General features: G+C 34.5%; 11 protein-coding genes and 1 pseudogene. 3 read left to right on the top strand and 9 right to left on the bottom strand.

The features are described 5' to 3' along the window. Nucleotides 1–208: 208 nt before the first annotated feature. Nucleotides 209–409, top strand: coding sequence for a hypothetical protein (locus tag O970_RS07995; protein WP_024496589.1), 201 nt, complete (start codon nucleotides 209–211; stop codon nucleotides 407–409). Between the two features lie 187 nt (nucleotides 410–596). Here the strand turns inward: O970_RS07995 and O970_RS07990 are convergent, their stop codons facing one another. From O970_RS07990 to O970_RS07975, 4 genes are all read right to left on the bottom strand, one after another. Then, nucleotides 597–1,601 (bottom strand): hypothetical protein, encoded by a 1,005-nt coding sequence (locus O970_RS07990; RefSeq protein WP_024496588.1) that lies wholly within the window; start codon nucleotides 1,599–1,601, stop codon nucleotides 597–599. A 289-nt stretch (nucleotides 1,602–1,890) separates the two neighbouring features. Further along, nucleotides 1,891–2,949 carry a DNA polymerase beta superfamily protein gene (locus tag O970_RS07985; protein ID WP_024496587.1) on the bottom strand — a complete coding sequence of 353 codons (1,059 nt, stop codon included), beginning with the start codon at nucleotides 2,947–2,949 and terminating at the stop codon, nucleotides 1,891–1,893. 15 nt (nucleotides 2,950–2,964) lie between these two features. After that, nucleotides 2,965–3,720: a nucleotidyltransferase domain-containing protein gene (locus O970_RS07980; protein WP_024496586.1), complete on the bottom strand. Its 756-nt coding sequence runs from the start codon at nucleotides 3,718–3,720 to the stop codon at nucleotides 2,965–2,967. Between the two features lie 223 nt (nucleotides 3,721–3,943). Then, nucleotides 3,944–5,164 carry an RtcB family protein gene (locus O970_RS07975; protein WP_024496585.1) on the bottom strand — a complete coding sequence of 407 codons (1,221 nt, stop codon included), beginning with the start codon at nucleotides 5,162–5,164 and terminating at the stop codon, nucleotides 3,944–3,946. Between the two features lie 302 nt (nucleotides 5,165–5,466). Between O970_RS07975 and rtcR the strand changes: the two genes are divergently transcribed. After that, a complete protein-coding gene (gene rtcR, locus O970_RS07970; protein WP_024496584.1) occupies nucleotides 5,467–7,089 on the top strand; it encodes an RNA repair transcriptional activator RtcR in 1,623 nt (540 codons plus the stop codon). A 486-nt stretch (nucleotides 7,090–7,575) separates the two neighbouring features. On the opposite strand, the pseudogene O970_RS10360 reads toward rtcR, so the two are convergent. From O970_RS10360 to O970_RS07950, 5 genes and pseudogenes are all read right to left on the bottom strand, one after another. Further along, a pseudogene (locus O970_RS10360) lies at nucleotides 7,576–7,849 on the bottom strand (type I-Fv CRISPR-associated protein Cas5fv); the annotation flags it as partial. A 245-nt stretch (nucleotides 7,850–8,094) separates the two neighbouring features. Next, the gene (locus O970_RS07965; RefSeq protein ID WP_024496583.1) at nucleotides 8,095–9,240 is read right to left on the bottom strand and encodes a T6SS immunity protein Tli4 family protein; all 1,146 of its coding nucleotides are present in this window, start codon (nucleotides 9,238–9,240) and stop codon (nucleotides 8,095–8,097) included. After that, nucleotides 9,233–11,047: an esterase/lipase family protein gene (locus O970_RS07960; RefSeq protein ID WP_024496582.1), complete on the bottom strand. Its 1,815-nt coding sequence runs from the start codon at nucleotides 11,045–11,047 to the stop codon at nucleotides 9,233–9,235. Before O970_RS07960 ends, O970_RS07965 begins: the two co-directional genes overlap by 8 nt. Nucleotides 11,048–11,707: 660 nt before the next feature. Further along, nucleotides 11,708–12,703 carry an acrylyl-CoA reductase (NADPH) gene (acuI, locus tag O970_RS07955; protein WP_024496581.1) on the bottom strand — a complete coding sequence of 332 codons (996 nt, stop codon included), beginning with the start codon at nucleotides 12,701–12,703 and terminating at the stop codon, nucleotides 11,708–11,710. A gap of 286 nt (nucleotides 12,704–12,989) precedes the next feature. Then, on the bottom strand, nucleotides 12,990–13,979 hold the full coding sequence (locus O970_RS07950; protein WP_024496580.1) for an MBL fold metallo-hydrolase: 990 nt from the start codon (nucleotides 13,977–13,979) through the stop codon (nucleotides 12,990–12,992). Between the two features lie 850 nt (nucleotides 13,980–14,829). On the opposite strand from O970_RS07950, the gene O970_RS07945 reads away from it, so the two are divergent. Further along, nucleotides 14,830–15,282 carry a GNAT family N-acetyltransferase gene (locus tag O970_RS07945; protein ID WP_024496579.1) on the top strand — a complete coding sequence of 151 codons (453 nt, stop codon included), beginning with the start codon at nucleotides 14,830–14,832 and terminating at the stop codon, nucleotides 15,280–15,282. Nucleotides 15,283–16,218: the final 936 nt, after the last annotated feature.

Below are 16,218 nucleotides of genomic sequence, written 5' to 3'. Positions count from 1 at the left end.
GAGGACGAGGATGAGAAAATTGAAGCGGATTATTTAGTGAGTGAAGAGGAACTGATCACTTTTCGCCAAGTTGAGATATTAGGCGATATATTACAACCTGAATTTATGCTACAAATCGATTGGAAAAAAGGGGGTTGATGAGCTTAAATTAGGGATTGAAGAGCTGTTACTCAGTAATTTTGGTGTTAGCCGTATTTCGTTCCCTAATATGCGTTATTACGATAACCGAACAACGGTTTCAAACGAAGGGGTGTTAGCGGATTTTAATCGAGAACTTAAAAAACAAGGTTTTAGTCTTGCTAACGTCATATCTGGAGATGATAGTCTATGGATCATCGTTTACCCAACGACAGCATATAACCAAGTAGAATACTTAGTTAATCAATTGGGTAGTGAGTTAGCATCGTAGTATAAATCACCTTACAAACAAGTGCAGCGTTGTTTGAATGATGGCATTAAAATGCCATCTTTACCCATTAATGGTTGGTCATTTGTAATAACTTTATTACTTTTTCAAAATCAATTTTTACAATATGTGCCATTTTTTTATACATAGTTCAGCGAAATGACACAGGATATTGCGCACGCTCACACACTTATTTTTCTAATTCTATTTCAACTTGATTGATTTCACGCTTTAATTCTGCTATCTCACATGAAAAAACATTTATGAAAAAAAATCTAGTGCTACCATCATCTAATTGTAGCGGTTTATTATTTAAACATAATTTATCCCTTTTCTTTTTCAAGGATTGAAAGCGACCGCTTTTAGCTTTTTTCTTCTTATCAAGTAGCGCGATTTTTTTCTTTAATTTATCAATATAATAAAAGTAGATTTGGTCATACTCACAATGATGACTTGATTGGTCTTTTAAACACATCTCTAATTCATCTTGATTTTGTTTATTATCTTTAAAAACAATAAAATTGTCAGGAAAATTCACCTGAGTATTACTTGCGTATATCTGTTTGGGATTAAATTTCATCGCCTTTTGGTCTATGTTATAATGAGCCCATAAGGATATTCCTGTTCCTTCTTCAGTAAGATAATGCTCTAACAACCAAATATTCAGATCTTTATCTATGTAATAATCTAATTCAGTTGTCCAACCAAAATTGTTTTCGTCATATAAATGGATAATTAATTCATCAACGATGTTATTTTCTTTTTCAATAAATAGCGTAATACCAGAACGATAAGTAGTAAGGTAATAGTCTTCAGGTCGATCTTTTGGAGCAAGTTCTGGAATAGTTATTGTGTTTTTGAGGTAAAGAGAAAACGAATTGGATCGGTAGATATATACTTTTTTCCCTTCACTAATTTCTGCTTTTAATTTTTCAGCCGTTACAGAAGATAAATAACCACTTAGTGGGCATTGTGCATCGTATTTTTTTGCTGCTTGTTCTGTACTATTGAAAAAATCAATCTCACAATTGGCATTGATTGATTGAATATTTTTTAAATTTTTTATTTTGGGCATGCCTATCGGTAGTAAATTATCATGATGAGAACGGTTTATTGACTTAGCAAAAGTAATGGAGGGCAAGAATATGAATAGCAATAAAAAAGTACAAATTAAGTTAGCTTTAGTCAATTTCATGTTTGTCGTTCCACTTATTGGTATTAAATTTAAAAATTCTGTTCATTATTATAGTACTATTTTCTTAACTGTTTATTTCTTGCCGAATTTTATATTTTTATTTTTGTTAAAGAATGCATCGAGATAATGAAACGGTATAGAGCCCTGCATCTTTTTTACAGCGATAACATAAAATAACGTTAATCTATTCTCAAAATTCAATCTAACATCGTATTCATTTGAATTCATTGTAAGAAAATTAAGCTAATCCTTAGAGTCCTGCCTATCTTTTAGCAATTTATAAAGAAGATTACTGGTATAAAGTATCACGCATATCAACCAAAATTTGTATTGCTTTGTCGGAGTTAGGAACCTCAGGTAATGATGATGACATTGCGGCGTTTTCAATATCCGCCAATAACGACTCAGCAAGCTGTATGATCTCATCATAAGATAATTGCCCATTTTTTATACTAAGAAGCTGTTCCCGATTGCTCCGTTTATTGGTGATCGTGCCTTGTGTCATAATTTGCTGAGCAACTTGTAATAAGCGGATGGTATGCATCATATTTTTTGCATCAAAATTATTCCCTTGTTCAATATTATTTAAGGAACGCTGCGGATTGCGTTTTTCAACCCATGACCAATATTCTTTATATTCCCGACAATGGGATGAATAGCCATCACGATTAAAACTTAAATAAGCCACCATCGGGCTATTGGCTTTAATGGGTGATAAACAGAGCTCGCTTGAATCTTGTTGCTGTATAATACCGTTATAACCACAAGTTCCAGAAGGATCATAAAACAGCGCATAGAGATCTCGCCCTTGGCGAATGGTGGTTAGTCCACATAAATGTTGTTTAAAATTATGCTGAGCGAGCCAATCATTTAATGGATAGGTGTGTTGGTCTTCAATAATGTAACAAAAATCGAGTATCGTTTTACGCTTTACCGCTATCGATTTGTTAATTTTTTTATTAGATCCTTTGGCTTTTTTTATCTGCGACATGGCATAGTGCGCAAAGGTTTGCTTGGATAGTTTTGATAAAAACAGATCGAGTGTTAGTTTTTGCATGATGGGATGTTGATAAAGAATGCAGTCTGGCGCAGAGGCTAACACTTCTAAAAGATTGGGATTATTTTTAAGTAACAACGCCACAAATCGCCCTAATTCGTAATAAACAATATCATTCGTGTCATTACTGATTTGTGGAATATAATCTAGACCATAAAAGCTCGCTTTAGGTAGATAAAATACACCTTTTATATCAGTATCGGACGTTGCCGTTTCTAACCCGAAAGCTCGACTACCGCTAATAACTTCAAATAAAATTAAATTTTGCGCTTTTAAATCGTCGATTGTCATTTCATTGTCCTTAATTTATTTAAAGTAAATTAATGTTTGTCGAAAAAAGTGCTCTAATTTATCCGCCTTAAAATGACGTTCAGTAATAGCGTGCGTACCTTTTGTTATCTCAGTCATTGATTGCTCAATAAATGTCACGATGTGTGAATCGATGGTAATTGACTTAGATTCTGGCATGGTAGCTTTTAAGGCAATAAGATCATTAATTTGCTGCTGTAAATCACTTGGTAGCAGGGTTAATAATGGCCCCATAGTCATCGGGGCAATTTGTTGCTTTTCTAAACACCATTTTGCGCAAAGTAGTGGCCTTAAAACATAAAATAGCTTTTTGATGCCAATCTGCTGCCTTTCACTACTTTGTAAGGCGCTTTTGGCAATACCTAAATAGTGATGAATATTGCCACGCGCATTAAAAAAGTCAGAACAAAGTTGCCATAATTGCTCAGCAATAGGGGCATTTTGCTGATAAACAATCGGTGATTGCAGCCACTCAAATGGCGTGGTATTGGATTTACGAATGAGGGTTAAGGTCTTTTTTAAATCCCAACCATGCAAATCAAGCTCATCATCAATTGGAAACGTAAGATGCGAACTTGGATTATCAATCGACAAATATTTATCTAAAGGATGTACATAAATAAAACGCACATCATAGTCACTATTGGGCGATGGAAATCCCCAAGCACGGCTGCCTGACTCACAAGCATAAAGGATCTGTATATGATGTTGTTGTTCTATTTCGATTAACTTCTGTTTGATTCGGTTTTGCATTAGGGCTATTCCATGATTTTCTCTGGACAGGCTAAATTGTTAGATTTAACAGACGATATAATTATATCTAATAATATAAACATTGAGGAAGATATCGATTTTCTTACAAAGCTCATATTTGCGTTCAGCAATATTAATATGGATAATTTAAGGGACAATATTATAATCAAGCTTGATCCTACTTCAAATGGTTTAATATCGAGGAATTACTCCTCGATCCTTTCTACCCTTTTACACACACCACTTGTCTTAATTGATGAACAATTTCAACCAGTTCTTTTTGTGCCGTCATGACTGCTTCAATATTTTTATAAGCCATGGGGATTTCATCAATAACATCCATATCTTTACGGCATTCAACATGCGCGGTGGCTTTGATTTGATCTTCCAGCGTGAAATGCTTTTTCGCTTGGGTTCTGCTCATAACACGTCCTGCACCATGGGAACAAGAACAGAAACTTTCTTCGTTACCCAGTCCGCGTACAATATAACTTTTTGCCCCCATTGATCCAGGAATAATTCCTAATTCGCCTTTTTTAGCAGATACCGCACCTTTACGGGTAACAAAAATCTCTTCGCCAAAATGTTTCTCTTTTTGTACGTAGTTATGATGACAATTCACCGCTAATAGGTGGGTGGTGAATGGTTTGGTTATAATTTTACGCATGGCTAGTATCACATTGTTCATCATAGCTTCACGATTTAAGCGAGCAAATTCTTGCGCCCAATGTACGGCATCGATGTAATCATCGAAATGCTCAGTTCCTTCATTAAGGTAAGCAAGATCTTTATCTGGTAAATTTTTTATATGTACTTCCATATCTTTTTTAGCCAGCTCAATAAAGAAACGACCAATCGCATTTCCAACCCCGCGCGAACCGCTATGTAACATGATCCATACGCGGTCAGCTTCATCTAAACAGATTTCGATAAAATGGTTACCCGTACCTAAGGTTCCTAAATGGCGATAATTATTAGTCTGTTCTAAGTGGGGGTATTTTTCTGTTATTTTTTTAAATCCCGGTAAAAGTTGTTGCCAATATTGTTGGATAAGTGTTGGCGGATTTTCCCAACTTCCCTGATCGCGTCCTAGTTTTAATGGTGTGCTACCATGTGGTACCGCTTTTTCAATCTCATTGCGCAGCGGTAATAAATTATCGGGCAAATCAGTTGCCATTAGCGATGTTTGCACGGCAATCATACCGCAACCAATATCTACCCCTACCGCCGCAGGTATAATTGCCCCCATCGTTGGAATTACACTTCCGATAGTTGAACCTTTACCAACATGCACATCAGGCATAACGGCTAAATGTTTAAATATAAAAGGAAGTTGAGCGGTTTTTGTTAGCTGCGTTTTCGCTTCATCTTCAACTGGTACGCCTTTGGTCCACATTTTAATCGGTTTGGCATTTTCAGTTTGTAATAGATTATAGTGTGTCATTTTTTATTCCTTTTAATGTTTAGGTAACGCGCAGTTACATGGTTTATAAACTTAGTTTATAGTTATAAGATCGATTTATATTTAACGGTTGTTCGCCAGAGCAATAAAAACGTTTTTACGATTTACGATTATAAATAGTGCTAAAAGCGTGCCAAAAATAAAAACCCACCAAAAATAATTTATAACTATATGATTTAAAATCAAAAAATAAATTTAATCTAACTAAAGGCAGAACGTGGATGGATTTTGATAGATTTATTTTTTATAATTTATTCTATTAATTTATAAATTTTTATAACATCATGAAAAAGAATGTGGTATTTGGTTTTTTAGGTAATGTGCTTGATCAACGCGGGAAAGGTAAACGACGCTGGAGGCATTGGCGACCTACTATTGATTTATGTTATCAGCCAGATACACCGATTAGCCGTTTAGAACTGCTTTATTATCAGAATGATTATCATCTGCTTTGTGAAGTAATTAAAGATATTAAAACTGTCTCCCCACAAACAGAAGTGCACCCGATGGTGGTTAATATTGACGATCCGTGGGATTTTGAGCAAGTTTATACTTGTCTTTTTGATATTGCCAAATATTATGCCTTTGATCCAGACCAAGAAAGCTACTATTTGCATATTACCACTGGCACACATGTTGCGCAGATTTGTTGGTTTCTATTGGCAGAATCTCGCTATTATCCTGCTAAATTATTGCAAGTATCACCACCCAATAAACATCAATCTCACTCACAATCCTATATTGAGTTAACCGAAGCGGCACTTATTGCGCAACTGCCGCGCGGAAAGATGAATATTATCGATTTGAATTTACATCGTTACGATCAAATTCTGACCCGTTTTCAACAGTATGCCAACCAAGCCACTGATCTATTAAAGTCAGGGATTGCCACACGTAATCAACAATTTAATCGAATGATTGCCGAAATTGAGCAAGTTGCCACTCGTTCTTATGCGCCAATATTGTTAACCGGACCCACAGGCGCAGGTAAATCATTTTTAGCCAAACAAATTTATTTACTCAAACAACATCATCATCAAATTAGCGGCGAATTTGTTGAAATTAACTGCGCAACCTTACGTGGTGACAGTGCTATGTCAAGCTTATTTGGGCATGTAAAAGGGGCGTTTACTGGTGCTAATTTAGCTCGAACAGGGTTATTAAAAAAAGCGAATGGGGGACTTCTTTTTTTAGATGAGATTGGCGAACTGGGACTCGATGAGCAGGCGATGCTGCTTAAAGCCATTGAGGAAAAGCAGTTTTACCCATTTGGTAGCGATAATGCGGTACAAAGTGATTTTCAATTAATTGCCGGCACCAATAAAGATCTGAAACAAGCAATAAAACAAGGTGAATTTCGCGAAGATCTTTTTGCTAGAATCAATCTGTGGCATTATCAATTACCCAGTTTAGCCGAACGCAAAGAGGATATCGAACCGAATATTGATTATGAATTGGCGCGCTATGCCAAAGAACATGGCATAATGCCACGATTTAATCAACAATCACGGCGAGCCTATTTAGCTTTTGCTACCTCCCCAGATGCGTTATGGCAAGGCAATTTTCGTGAGCTAAATAGTTCTATTATTCGAATGGCAACGTTAGCCCCACAAGCAAATATCACCCTTAAACAGGTGGAACAAGAAATTGTACGTTTAAAACAAAATTGGGGGCAAAGTAGAAATGATCAAGCGTTAATTCCAAGCGATATCGATGAGTTCGACCGCTATCAACTAGAAAAAGTGATCGAAATATGCCAAAAAAACGAGTCACTCTCTGCCGCAGGTAGGCAATTATTTGCCGTATCCCGTACCAAAAAACAACGCAGTAATGATGCGGATCGGTTAAAGAAATATTTAGCTAAGTTTGGTTTGAGTTGGGAGGTGATAACTAAAGGAGCTATTTAGTTAGCCGATTAGTTATTTTTTAATTTGGTATCATCGTTAAAGGTTGATAAACAAATACAATTATTGAGTAGAAACAGAGGTATCAAAATCGGGTATTGAATCAATTATCAATATGTTATTAGTCTAATAAGTAAAGAGATTAATAATTTAGTAATGGTAATGATCGATGACAACATCTCGGAGGCGGAGTTAAAATACCAAGAGATGTAAGAATCACAACCCATAGCACTTTACCGATGATAATATTGCGGAAATCGTCTTAAACTAAAGCTTGATGTTTAAATTCAATTAATAGGATAATTAAAAAAGTTTATACCGTTAGTCGGTATAACTAAAATTGCAGGAGAATCAATTATATTGGTTAACTCCTACAATTTTTTGTATAAAAGATATCACTCAAAAGTGAAAACTCATCTTATACAACTTAAACGCAGATAAGCGGGGATCTGCTCTCTATTATCAATAATGATTAATTAATCATATATCTTATGATATCTTTTTCCGTTGTTTAATATCAACAACATAAGCTAAGCCTTTCTTTCCTAGGTAAAAAGAAGATACGTCAGCATTTTCTATCTTTTACTGTAAATCTTGCGCTTTACCTTTAGGAAGATTGAGGTAGATGTCTAAGCGACACGTCGCTTTTTGTAAGATTGAAATTACTTCCCCTCCCCCTTTTATTTTTTCTTTTAGAATAAATGGAATTGCCCCAAACACGTTTTTTAGCACCTGAGGTATATCAGTCTATAAAATCCTTTTTTTGAACAGAAGCAGTTATTGCTATAGTGAATAAATTAGACGAGGTGTTTTTGCCAAAGCGATCAAACCATCCTAAACGTTACAGTATATTTTTAGCGTTACTCAAATAGGTTTGTCGCTGTAATTATTCTCTCATCAATATCTTAAACATAGGATCGCAATATGATTAAAGCTAATACTGATAGTAAGGCTCTTTTCCTTTCATAGCCCCTACAATTTAGGTTAATAGATAACTAGTAGTAAAAACTAATCTAATCCAAATTCTTTGGATCTAAGTTTAATGCTATTTGTGATTTCACGCCAAATAACCATTAATTGATCTTCAGTATAAGCGTTAGTACGATCAAGTGGTATTTTATAATACATTTTTATACGTAATTGTGGCGTTTCATAAGTTGGATCAGTCATATGAATCCCTAAAGTAAACACATAACCGATATCATCAATTTCAAATCCTTTTTCATCAACAAAAAACTTTCCTTGAGCTATCCATTCCTCAAGCAGTAGCTGATTACTAGTACGTGTCCCTTTATAAATCGTATAACCTCTTCCTTGTGTAACATAGCCTTCAGGCTTATCAAGCAAGGCGTAATCACCTGCAAAATCATTAGATGTTATACGGAAATAAAAATCGTCTATTTGGTTATGTCGATAAATAAAAGTCATATCTTTCCATCTACGATCTTCGCCTTGCATAAAACCGTGTAAAAAACAAAAGCCTTTTTCAGTGGGGATAGTAAAATCATCACGTATCTTAATTCGTTCAAATAATTTATGTATTTCATTTAATTTTTCGGGGACATTATTAGGATAAGATTCAGGATTTTTTTCACGCTCTTCCGCATATTGTTCGCCTAATCCATTAAATGCTTTCATTTCAATTCTTATGGTTACATTATCCTGCCAACGATACGCTTCTAAAACCCTAAGAATATCAGATGCGGATATTGATTCCATACGTTCAAAAATAATTCCTTGCATTTTACTTGGATCACTTGTGTGAACAGGATAAATAGCTTTTAAAAAATCACCATCAATCGGATCAACAGGTTGAGTATTTTTTAATTCTTGCTCGCGTAAAGTAATTAGTTGTTTAAATGCCGGTAAGTATTGTTGTCGAGAACGTATAATAAAACCATTATTTTGATAATATAAGAAACCCTGCTGATTTATCTTAAATTGGATAGGTAGATTAATCAAATATGCACCAATGCAACGCGTTGGCGAATTTTCCAATAGTTGGGTTACTTGTTGCTGCTGTTCAGTGGACAGTGTCATCGTAAGAATATCCCTTCTAAAATAGTGATGAATTATCATTAATGAAATTGCAATAATGGTGAAGATCTTAATAAAAAGATGATGTTTTTTATAAAATTCGCGTATTTTATTCATCAATTTTTACCTTTTGCAAAATATCCACAATAGCACGCAGGGTAAATTCCTGACTAATCATACTTTGATAAGCAGGTTCGTGCCCTATGGGTAAATGCATTCGTGCTTGTAGGTGATTCATGGAGATCGCCCCTGAATGATGTGATACCGTACCGTCACCATTACTATCTGCAGGTAAAAGACGGTATATTTCGCTAATATTGCCTATTTTTGTAGAATAAATACCATAATGTGTTTCTATCTTTGCATCTTTCCAATCATACCGTCTTGGAACGATACTCCTAATCTCTGATAATTCTTTCAAATTAAGGCGATTTACTGCACCAATATGGTTAGGGGTTGTGTACATCGTTGTTGTTTGATAACCCTGAGCAAAACTACCTTGCCAGTGAGCGGTTTGATAGGTTAAAAACTCAGGTTTAATCTTATCATGCTCATCTCCTAAACCAAAAAACACGTAGGTATTGGGATGATACTTATTGGCGATAGCATCATTGAATTTTTTTACTTTATACTTAATTATATTTTTATATTTATTCCAATCTTCCTGCATTTGTTGCTGATTATAATCTTCATTTAATGGATTAATCAGATGAGGCTCACATACACACCACCATTTATCTTTGGCTAAATAAATTTCGTTATAAGGATCGGCTTTGGGATAAGACTCCGATTTTCCATCAGGATCAGTAATGGTTAGCCATTCCATTCCATATTCTGGTGTGGGTAATAATTCAAGCGGTCCAGGAGATTGTGCGCAGACTGCCGTTACTTCAGCAGCATCTTTACCAATAATATGTTCCATAATCCAATCTTTTATTTTACCTATTCCTTCACAATTATTAATCTCGGATCCCCGTTTCATTCGCGTATAGGCAGTAACAGCGCCTTTAGAGGGTTGGACGCCATTAATCACACCATATACCTTATCTCTACCACCAAGAGCTTCGGTATAGTAACGTGCTACTAATCCCCCCATGGAATGGGTAACTAAAATAACTTTATGGCATGTTTGCCCGCGTTTTTTATAGTATTCTGGCAAATCGACTTCAATTAAATTTTTAAGCTGTTTAGCGCTGTCTGCATTTGATTTTAACCAGTTATATCCCATTACATGTACAGGTAAATGAAAAGATTGGCAATGTTCAATATGCTGTTTTTGAAAAGATAGCGATACTTTTGAATCTTTATTTAATGTAAATGAAGGGGGATTGGTTAAACGAGCTAAATTTTCCGTCAAATGCCCCTTAGGGTTAAATAAACTTTCTTGGAAGGTTTCTAAAAACTGACCGTAACTAATATAGGCAATCGTTCCCCAACCGCGTTCTTTTCTTGTACCAAAATATTTATTTTCAGGATTATTTTTTATCGCCATTTCAATTTTTTGTTGTTTAATTTTGTAAGCGTTGATCAGTTTTTCGGTATCATCCTCATATAAATTGCGAATTTCATTCTCATACTCCTGCTCTACTTGTGCAATTTCTTTTGCTGCGGCATCAATCACTAAGCCGCGATCATCGACTTCGGTTTTTTCTGGATCAAACTCTAATTTTCTTGCTTTTGCTGTGCCGTAATACGGAAATGACCAACCAATTGCTGAAATACTATCATCTAAGCGCCAAACTTTTTCTGTGCTTTTATCATTGGTTTGTTCAGATATAGCGCTTAAATTACTTCCCATTATTCCAGGAATAAACACGATAGGTATAATAGTTCGTGATTTTTCAATATATATAATTTGTTCTTTATTTTGTGAAGCTGATGCTGTTGTAAAGCTAAATTCCATTCGATAATTATTTTCACACATATAGTTTTTGCCTATAGTTTTCCATTATTAAAGAAATTGCTTACGTGTAATGAACGATGTCTATATAAGTTAATAATTCTCTAACCTCCAATAGCGCATTGAGTTTAGCTTGTATAACACATCCATATTTTTACATAGTATTGTATTAAAAAAGTTAATTTAGTAAAGATTATATTTATATATAATTTAGATTGTTATTAGTAATAATCGATTGTCTGTTATTAATTAATGGACTTTCCATTCTAATATTCACTAATGGCCCTATTGTCGTGTCTGGTGAATATTAGCTATATATCAAAATAGTGGGGTTTAAGTTGAAACAATTTGCTAAACAGCACATTTTGTTTTTAGTGTAAAAGAAAATGTGATGACTTGAATTACTGATGATATAAATATTTATCTAAGCTTTAATCATATCCTTTTCCAATAAAAAAAGCTTTAGATGCTAGCGCTACGCGATTAAAAAATAGATGAATAATTTATTAATTATTAGTAATTTCTCTCTATAATTAACCATTTTTGTTTTTTTAATAAGGATGGGATTTCTAGTCTGTCAATGGCGATTGCTATACAAATTATAACTGGTTATTTATATCCACTCACTGCTACTGAAATACCTATGTTTGTTATAAGAGAAATTACAGCTAATAATTAACTAATTTAATGATTAACATCAACCACCACACGCCCTGTTATTTGACCAGCAATGATTTGTTCCGCCATATCCTTACATTCAGCGAGTGTGATTTTTTTAGCTATTTGTTCTAGTAAAGAGTGATCAAGATATTGTGATAGTAAAGCCCATGCTTTAATGCGTTTATCATAAGGTGCCATTACACTATCAATACCTGCTAAGGTTACGCCGCGCAGAATAAAAGGGGCCACCGTTGCGGGGAGATCCATGCCTTGAGCTAAACCACAACAGGTCACGATTCCACCGTATTGGGTTTGGGCACATACATTGGCTAAGGTATGCGAACCTATAACATCCACCACCGCTGCCCACTGCTCTTTTTGTAAAGGTTTCCCTGCATCTTTTAGCTGTCGACTATCCATAACATTCGTTGCACCCAATTGAGATAAGTACGAATGACAACTCTTTTTGCTACTTGAAGCTGTAACTTGATAACCCAGTTTGGCTAATAGCGCGACAGCGTAGGATCCAACGCCACCACTGGCGCCTGTCACTAAAATGGGACCTTGTTCGGGTTTTATCCCAAAGTCTAAAATGCGTTGTACACATAAGGCAGCTGTGTAACCTGCGGTACCAACCGCCATGGATTGATAAGGTGTAAAGCTTGTCGGTAGCGGTATTAACCAATCTGAGTGTAAATAAGCATATTGGGATAAGCACCCCCAATGCGTTTCGCCACAACCCCAACCGTTTAATATGACCTTATCACCAATATTATACTTTCCAGTTTTACAGCTCACTACGGTACCAACCCCATCAATGCCTGCAACCATTGGCCATAAACGTACAACAGGCCCTTTATTAGTTAATGCTAGCGCATCTTTATAATTAAGACTAGAGTAGTGTATTTGGACCAAGGTATCGCCCGATTGCTGAGTTAATTGAGCCTGAGGGATAGATTGAATATTACATGAAAAATAACCATTCTCGTGTTTTTCTAGGAAAATAGCGTTAAATGTCATCATCACTCCTTAAAATAACCTACTTTGTTTTTATATTAGCACATTTATCAATAAAACCAGCAGATCATCTGTGCAAATTATTTATTGCGCAACGATTTCAATTAAAGGTAAAACGGCTTAACGTTTAGTGAAAAATAATCCTAATAAGAGACAGTAATTTACTATATAAGTATTCTATTATCTGTTTCTTATATCATTACACGTAGCCGCTAATTTAAACAGTCGTTTGCTTCCGCTTTTTTAACTGGAAAAACTTAATATTATATCTATCGTCTTAGCCACGCCTTTAATCGATAGGATTTATTGCTAAGCTGCCGCCTATTTTTAACAAATGAAAAGCTCGTGTCTTTCGTAGTTGTTCTAATTGTTGAGGAGGTTCATCTAATGGTTCATCTGCTAATTCAAATGTCCCCCAATGGATCGCAACGGCAGCGCGGCATTGCAGTTCATCATACAATTGTACAGCCTGGATTGGATCGATATGTTGCGATGACATAAACCAGCGCGGCGCATAAGCACCGATGGGTATCAACGCTAAATCAATAGATGGAAAATGCTGACTTATTTCTTTTAAGATCGGTGAGTATCCTGTATCGCCCATAAAATAAAGGCTTTTACCTCTTTTATGACTATTCATGCTAGATTGAATTATCCAACCACACCATAGTACTTTATTTTTATCAAATAGGGTGCGATGGCTCCAATGTTTAGCCGGTGTTGCAGAGAAAGTAAGCCCATCAATAGTGATATCGTCCCACCAATCTAATTCAGTGATGCGCCTTACTCCCCATTTTAATAATGTTTTTTTTAAACCAAAAGGAACTATCATCACTAAATTAGGCCAACGGGCATATAATTGGCGGATACTATTATAATCAAGGTGATCATAATGATTATGCGAAATCACGATAAAATCAATTTGTGGTAACTGTTCAATGTTTAATGCGGGTGGTGTGCGGCGTTTAGGACCAATAAATTGAAACGGTGAAGCTCGTTTAGAAAATATGGGATCAGTTAATATCATTTTATTCTCTAAACGAATTAATGTGGTTGAATGCCCAATCCACCATACTCTATCGCCTGATAAAGTGAGATCTATTTTTTCAGACCAGATTTGATTAAACAAAGGATAGCCCATTTTAGGCGGTAAAACCTTACGTTCTCGATACCAACGCCATGTATCGCCTAGTTTAATCTTAACTGGATCAACATTTTTAAAACCGTTGGCGGTATGGTGTGCCTTCTCTACTATTGTGTTTTGTTTTTTATTGGTCATGCTGTCTTCCTTTTTATCACTTGTTTTTTTACAACTTGTCTTAGATTCGTTATTGGCAAAATTTCGAACTTGAGCAATGGCATTAGATGTAGAAATGTTCAGACAATTAACGAACAAGGGTTAAATAGTCTGTTTAACCACCCACTGACAAAATTATTTGATGAATACAATTTGTGTTCATTTAAAAATGTGACTATGTTTTGCAAAAAATAAATTCGCTAAGGTGGTAGCTCATCATTGAACATTTAGGCATGTTGTTATAGGTTATATGGCAATCTAATAGCAGTTTTCATTATGCTATTAGATTAAAATTACACCTTACTCCTCGTTTATAGTTGCTTGCTGGTTTGTTTTACTAGGCTTTGTTGTTACTGGCTTTAAATAAAGATTACTGAATTCATTTAAATTAATCCATTATTTATTTTAACTTATATAAAAACACGCTATTTATACTTAATATAATAAGTATGATTGAATATCAACGAATCGTAATGTTTTTTCTTATGATTAGCGTTAATTTGAACCATTAAAACAGGTAATAGATATGCTTTAGTCATGGATAATCAAGCTTTATTGTCCAGTTGCACCCTAAATAAGGAGATATAGGGTCACTTAACAACTAATGGTATGATAAAGTTATCATCTCTCTCATGACAATAAGATTAGGTTCTCTGAACTTACGCCTATATTGAAAATATGTATTTTATTTAAATTAATAATATTGATAATAACGTAATATCACTTGCTTTAACCTTCAAAAAGTATTCCTTATTTATCTATTAAGAGTATGATAAAAGTAATTAATCTGCGATCAAATGATCGTTAAATAAATAAGCAAAGAGATAAGTAAATGATTAGAGAATATCAACCCCAAGATCTAAAGCGTATTATGGCAATTTGGTTGCAAGGTAATGAGCAAGCACATAATTTTATTCGTCCTGATTTTTTTAAACAAAATTCTGCAATAGTGGAAATGTTAATTCCAATGTCTACTGTCTACGTTCAAGATATTGATGGCGTAAAAGGTTTTATTGGTTTAACTGAGAATTATATTTCAGGACTCTTTGTTGATCCGCATTTTAGAAGAAAAGGAACGGGAAAAGCATTGATTGAAAAAGCCAAACAACGCCATAATGAACTACTTGTTCACGTTTATAAAAAAAATAACGATGCCATTGCCTTTTTTCTTTCGCAAAATTTTGAGATTGTCTCAGAATCAATCAATGAAGAGACCAATGAGAGTGAATGGTTACTGCGGTGTAATGTAGAGCATAATGTTAGAATTGGAAAATGCGCACTATAATGTAACAAGCGTAAAGCTATTTATATCATCTGGTAGTTAAGATAAATAGCAAAAATGCGGTATTTAGTATTAAGTGCTAATTTCAAAGTGCTACCTGTCCTTTTTTATTAGGACTTAGGTATGATTAACAATAAGTTACCATTTATCTTTACGTTATATGCTTTAAGCTAGCTAAACATGATTTGCTTGTTTAGCTAGCTTGGTTAATGGTCAATTATATAAATGTAGCACCGTATTTTATTAATGTATTTTTACTCTATCAGATGAGGTTGAGTTAGCCTTTTATCGCATATTGGCAACAGGTTATTTTATTTCTATTCATACTTAGCGCCCCAGCACATAAGTTGGTGTATTTATAGGGTTCACGGCTTAACTTATCTCCTATTGTTGTAGGTTGAATCATTTTCTATCATCGCTTTCAATCTTCCCTATTTGATTTTTATTGCCATACCGATATTATCGATATTTTTTAACAAAAAAATTGAATAAATAGGGTTATCTGTTCTACCTTTCCCTCGGTAATGTTATCTATTTTTTTAATGACAAGCGATATCTTCAATATCATTAATGAGCGGCACTAATTACTGATTTTAGCCATAATATCTATATCGACAATCAAGCAACTATTTTTTATCAAAAACATGCCGCCGGCACACTAACTAAAACAGTTTGCGGTAATTTTTACAAAAATAGTTTTTATTAAAACAAACGTCCATATCAAGATAAAAACAATTATGTTCTATATAAAAATCACAAGGAAATGAAAATTTGTATAAAACCGTTTTACTAAAAAAGTATGAATACGGTATGCTGATTCAGCATGCAGTCGGATAGGGTGATTGCATTTAGTGTGTTAATTTAGTGTCATAAATTGAACATAAAAATAAATACATTGGCCTATTGTATTTACTTATTTTTTGAAAAACCGGAAATAAA

It is taken from the genome of Candidatus Schmidhempelia bombi str. Bimp, assembly GCF_000471645.3.
GTDB classification, from domain to species: domain Bacteria; phylum Pseudomonadota; class Gammaproteobacteria; order Enterobacterales; family Orbaceae; genus Utexia; species Utexia bombi.
Note: the sequence above shows the minus strand (reverse complement) of the source record. Positions and strands in the feature narration are given on the sequence as shown.

Bases quoted from the DNA above. Each gene is read 5' to 3' on its own strand.
- O970_RS07995 (WP_024496589.1), top strand. From the start codon at position 209: ATGCGTTATTACGATAACCGAACAACGGTTTCAAACGAAGGGGTGTTA.
- O970_RS07990 (WP_024496588.1), bottom strand. From the start codon at position 1,601: ATGAAATTGACTAAAGCTAACTTAATTTGTACTTTTTTATTGCTATTC.
- O970_RS07985 (WP_024496587.1), bottom strand. From the start codon at position 2,949: ATGACAATCGACGATTTAAAAGCGCAAAATTTAATTTTATTTGAAGTT.
- O970_RS07980 (WP_024496586.1), bottom strand. From the start codon at position 3,720: ATGCAAAACCGAATCAAACAGAAGTTAATCGAAATAGAACAACAACAT.
- O970_RS07975 (WP_024496585.1), bottom strand. From the start codon at position 5,164: ATGACACACTATAATCTATTACAAACTGAAAATGCCAAACCGATTAAA.
- rtcR (WP_024496584.1), top strand. From the start codon at position 5,467: ATGAAAAAGAATGTGGTATTTGGTTTTTTAGGTAATGTGCTTGATCAA.
- O970_RS07965 (WP_024496583.1), bottom strand. From the start codon at position 9,240: ATGAATAAAATACGCGAATTTTATAAAAAACATCATCTTTTTATTAAG.
- O970_RS07960 (WP_024496582.1), bottom strand. From the start codon at position 11,047: ATGTGTGAAAATAATTATCGAATGGAATTTAGCTTTACAACAGCATCA.
- acuI (WP_024496581.1), bottom strand. From the start codon at position 12,703: ATGACATTTAACGCTATTTTCCTAGAAAAACACGAGAATGGTTATTTT.
- O970_RS07950 (WP_024496580.1), bottom strand. From the start codon at position 13,979: ATGACCAATAAAAAACAAAACACAATAGTAGAGAAGGCACACCATACC.
- O970_RS07945 (WP_024496579.1), top strand. From the start codon at position 14,830: ATGATTAGAGAATATCAACCCCAAGATCTAAAGCGTATTATGGCAATT.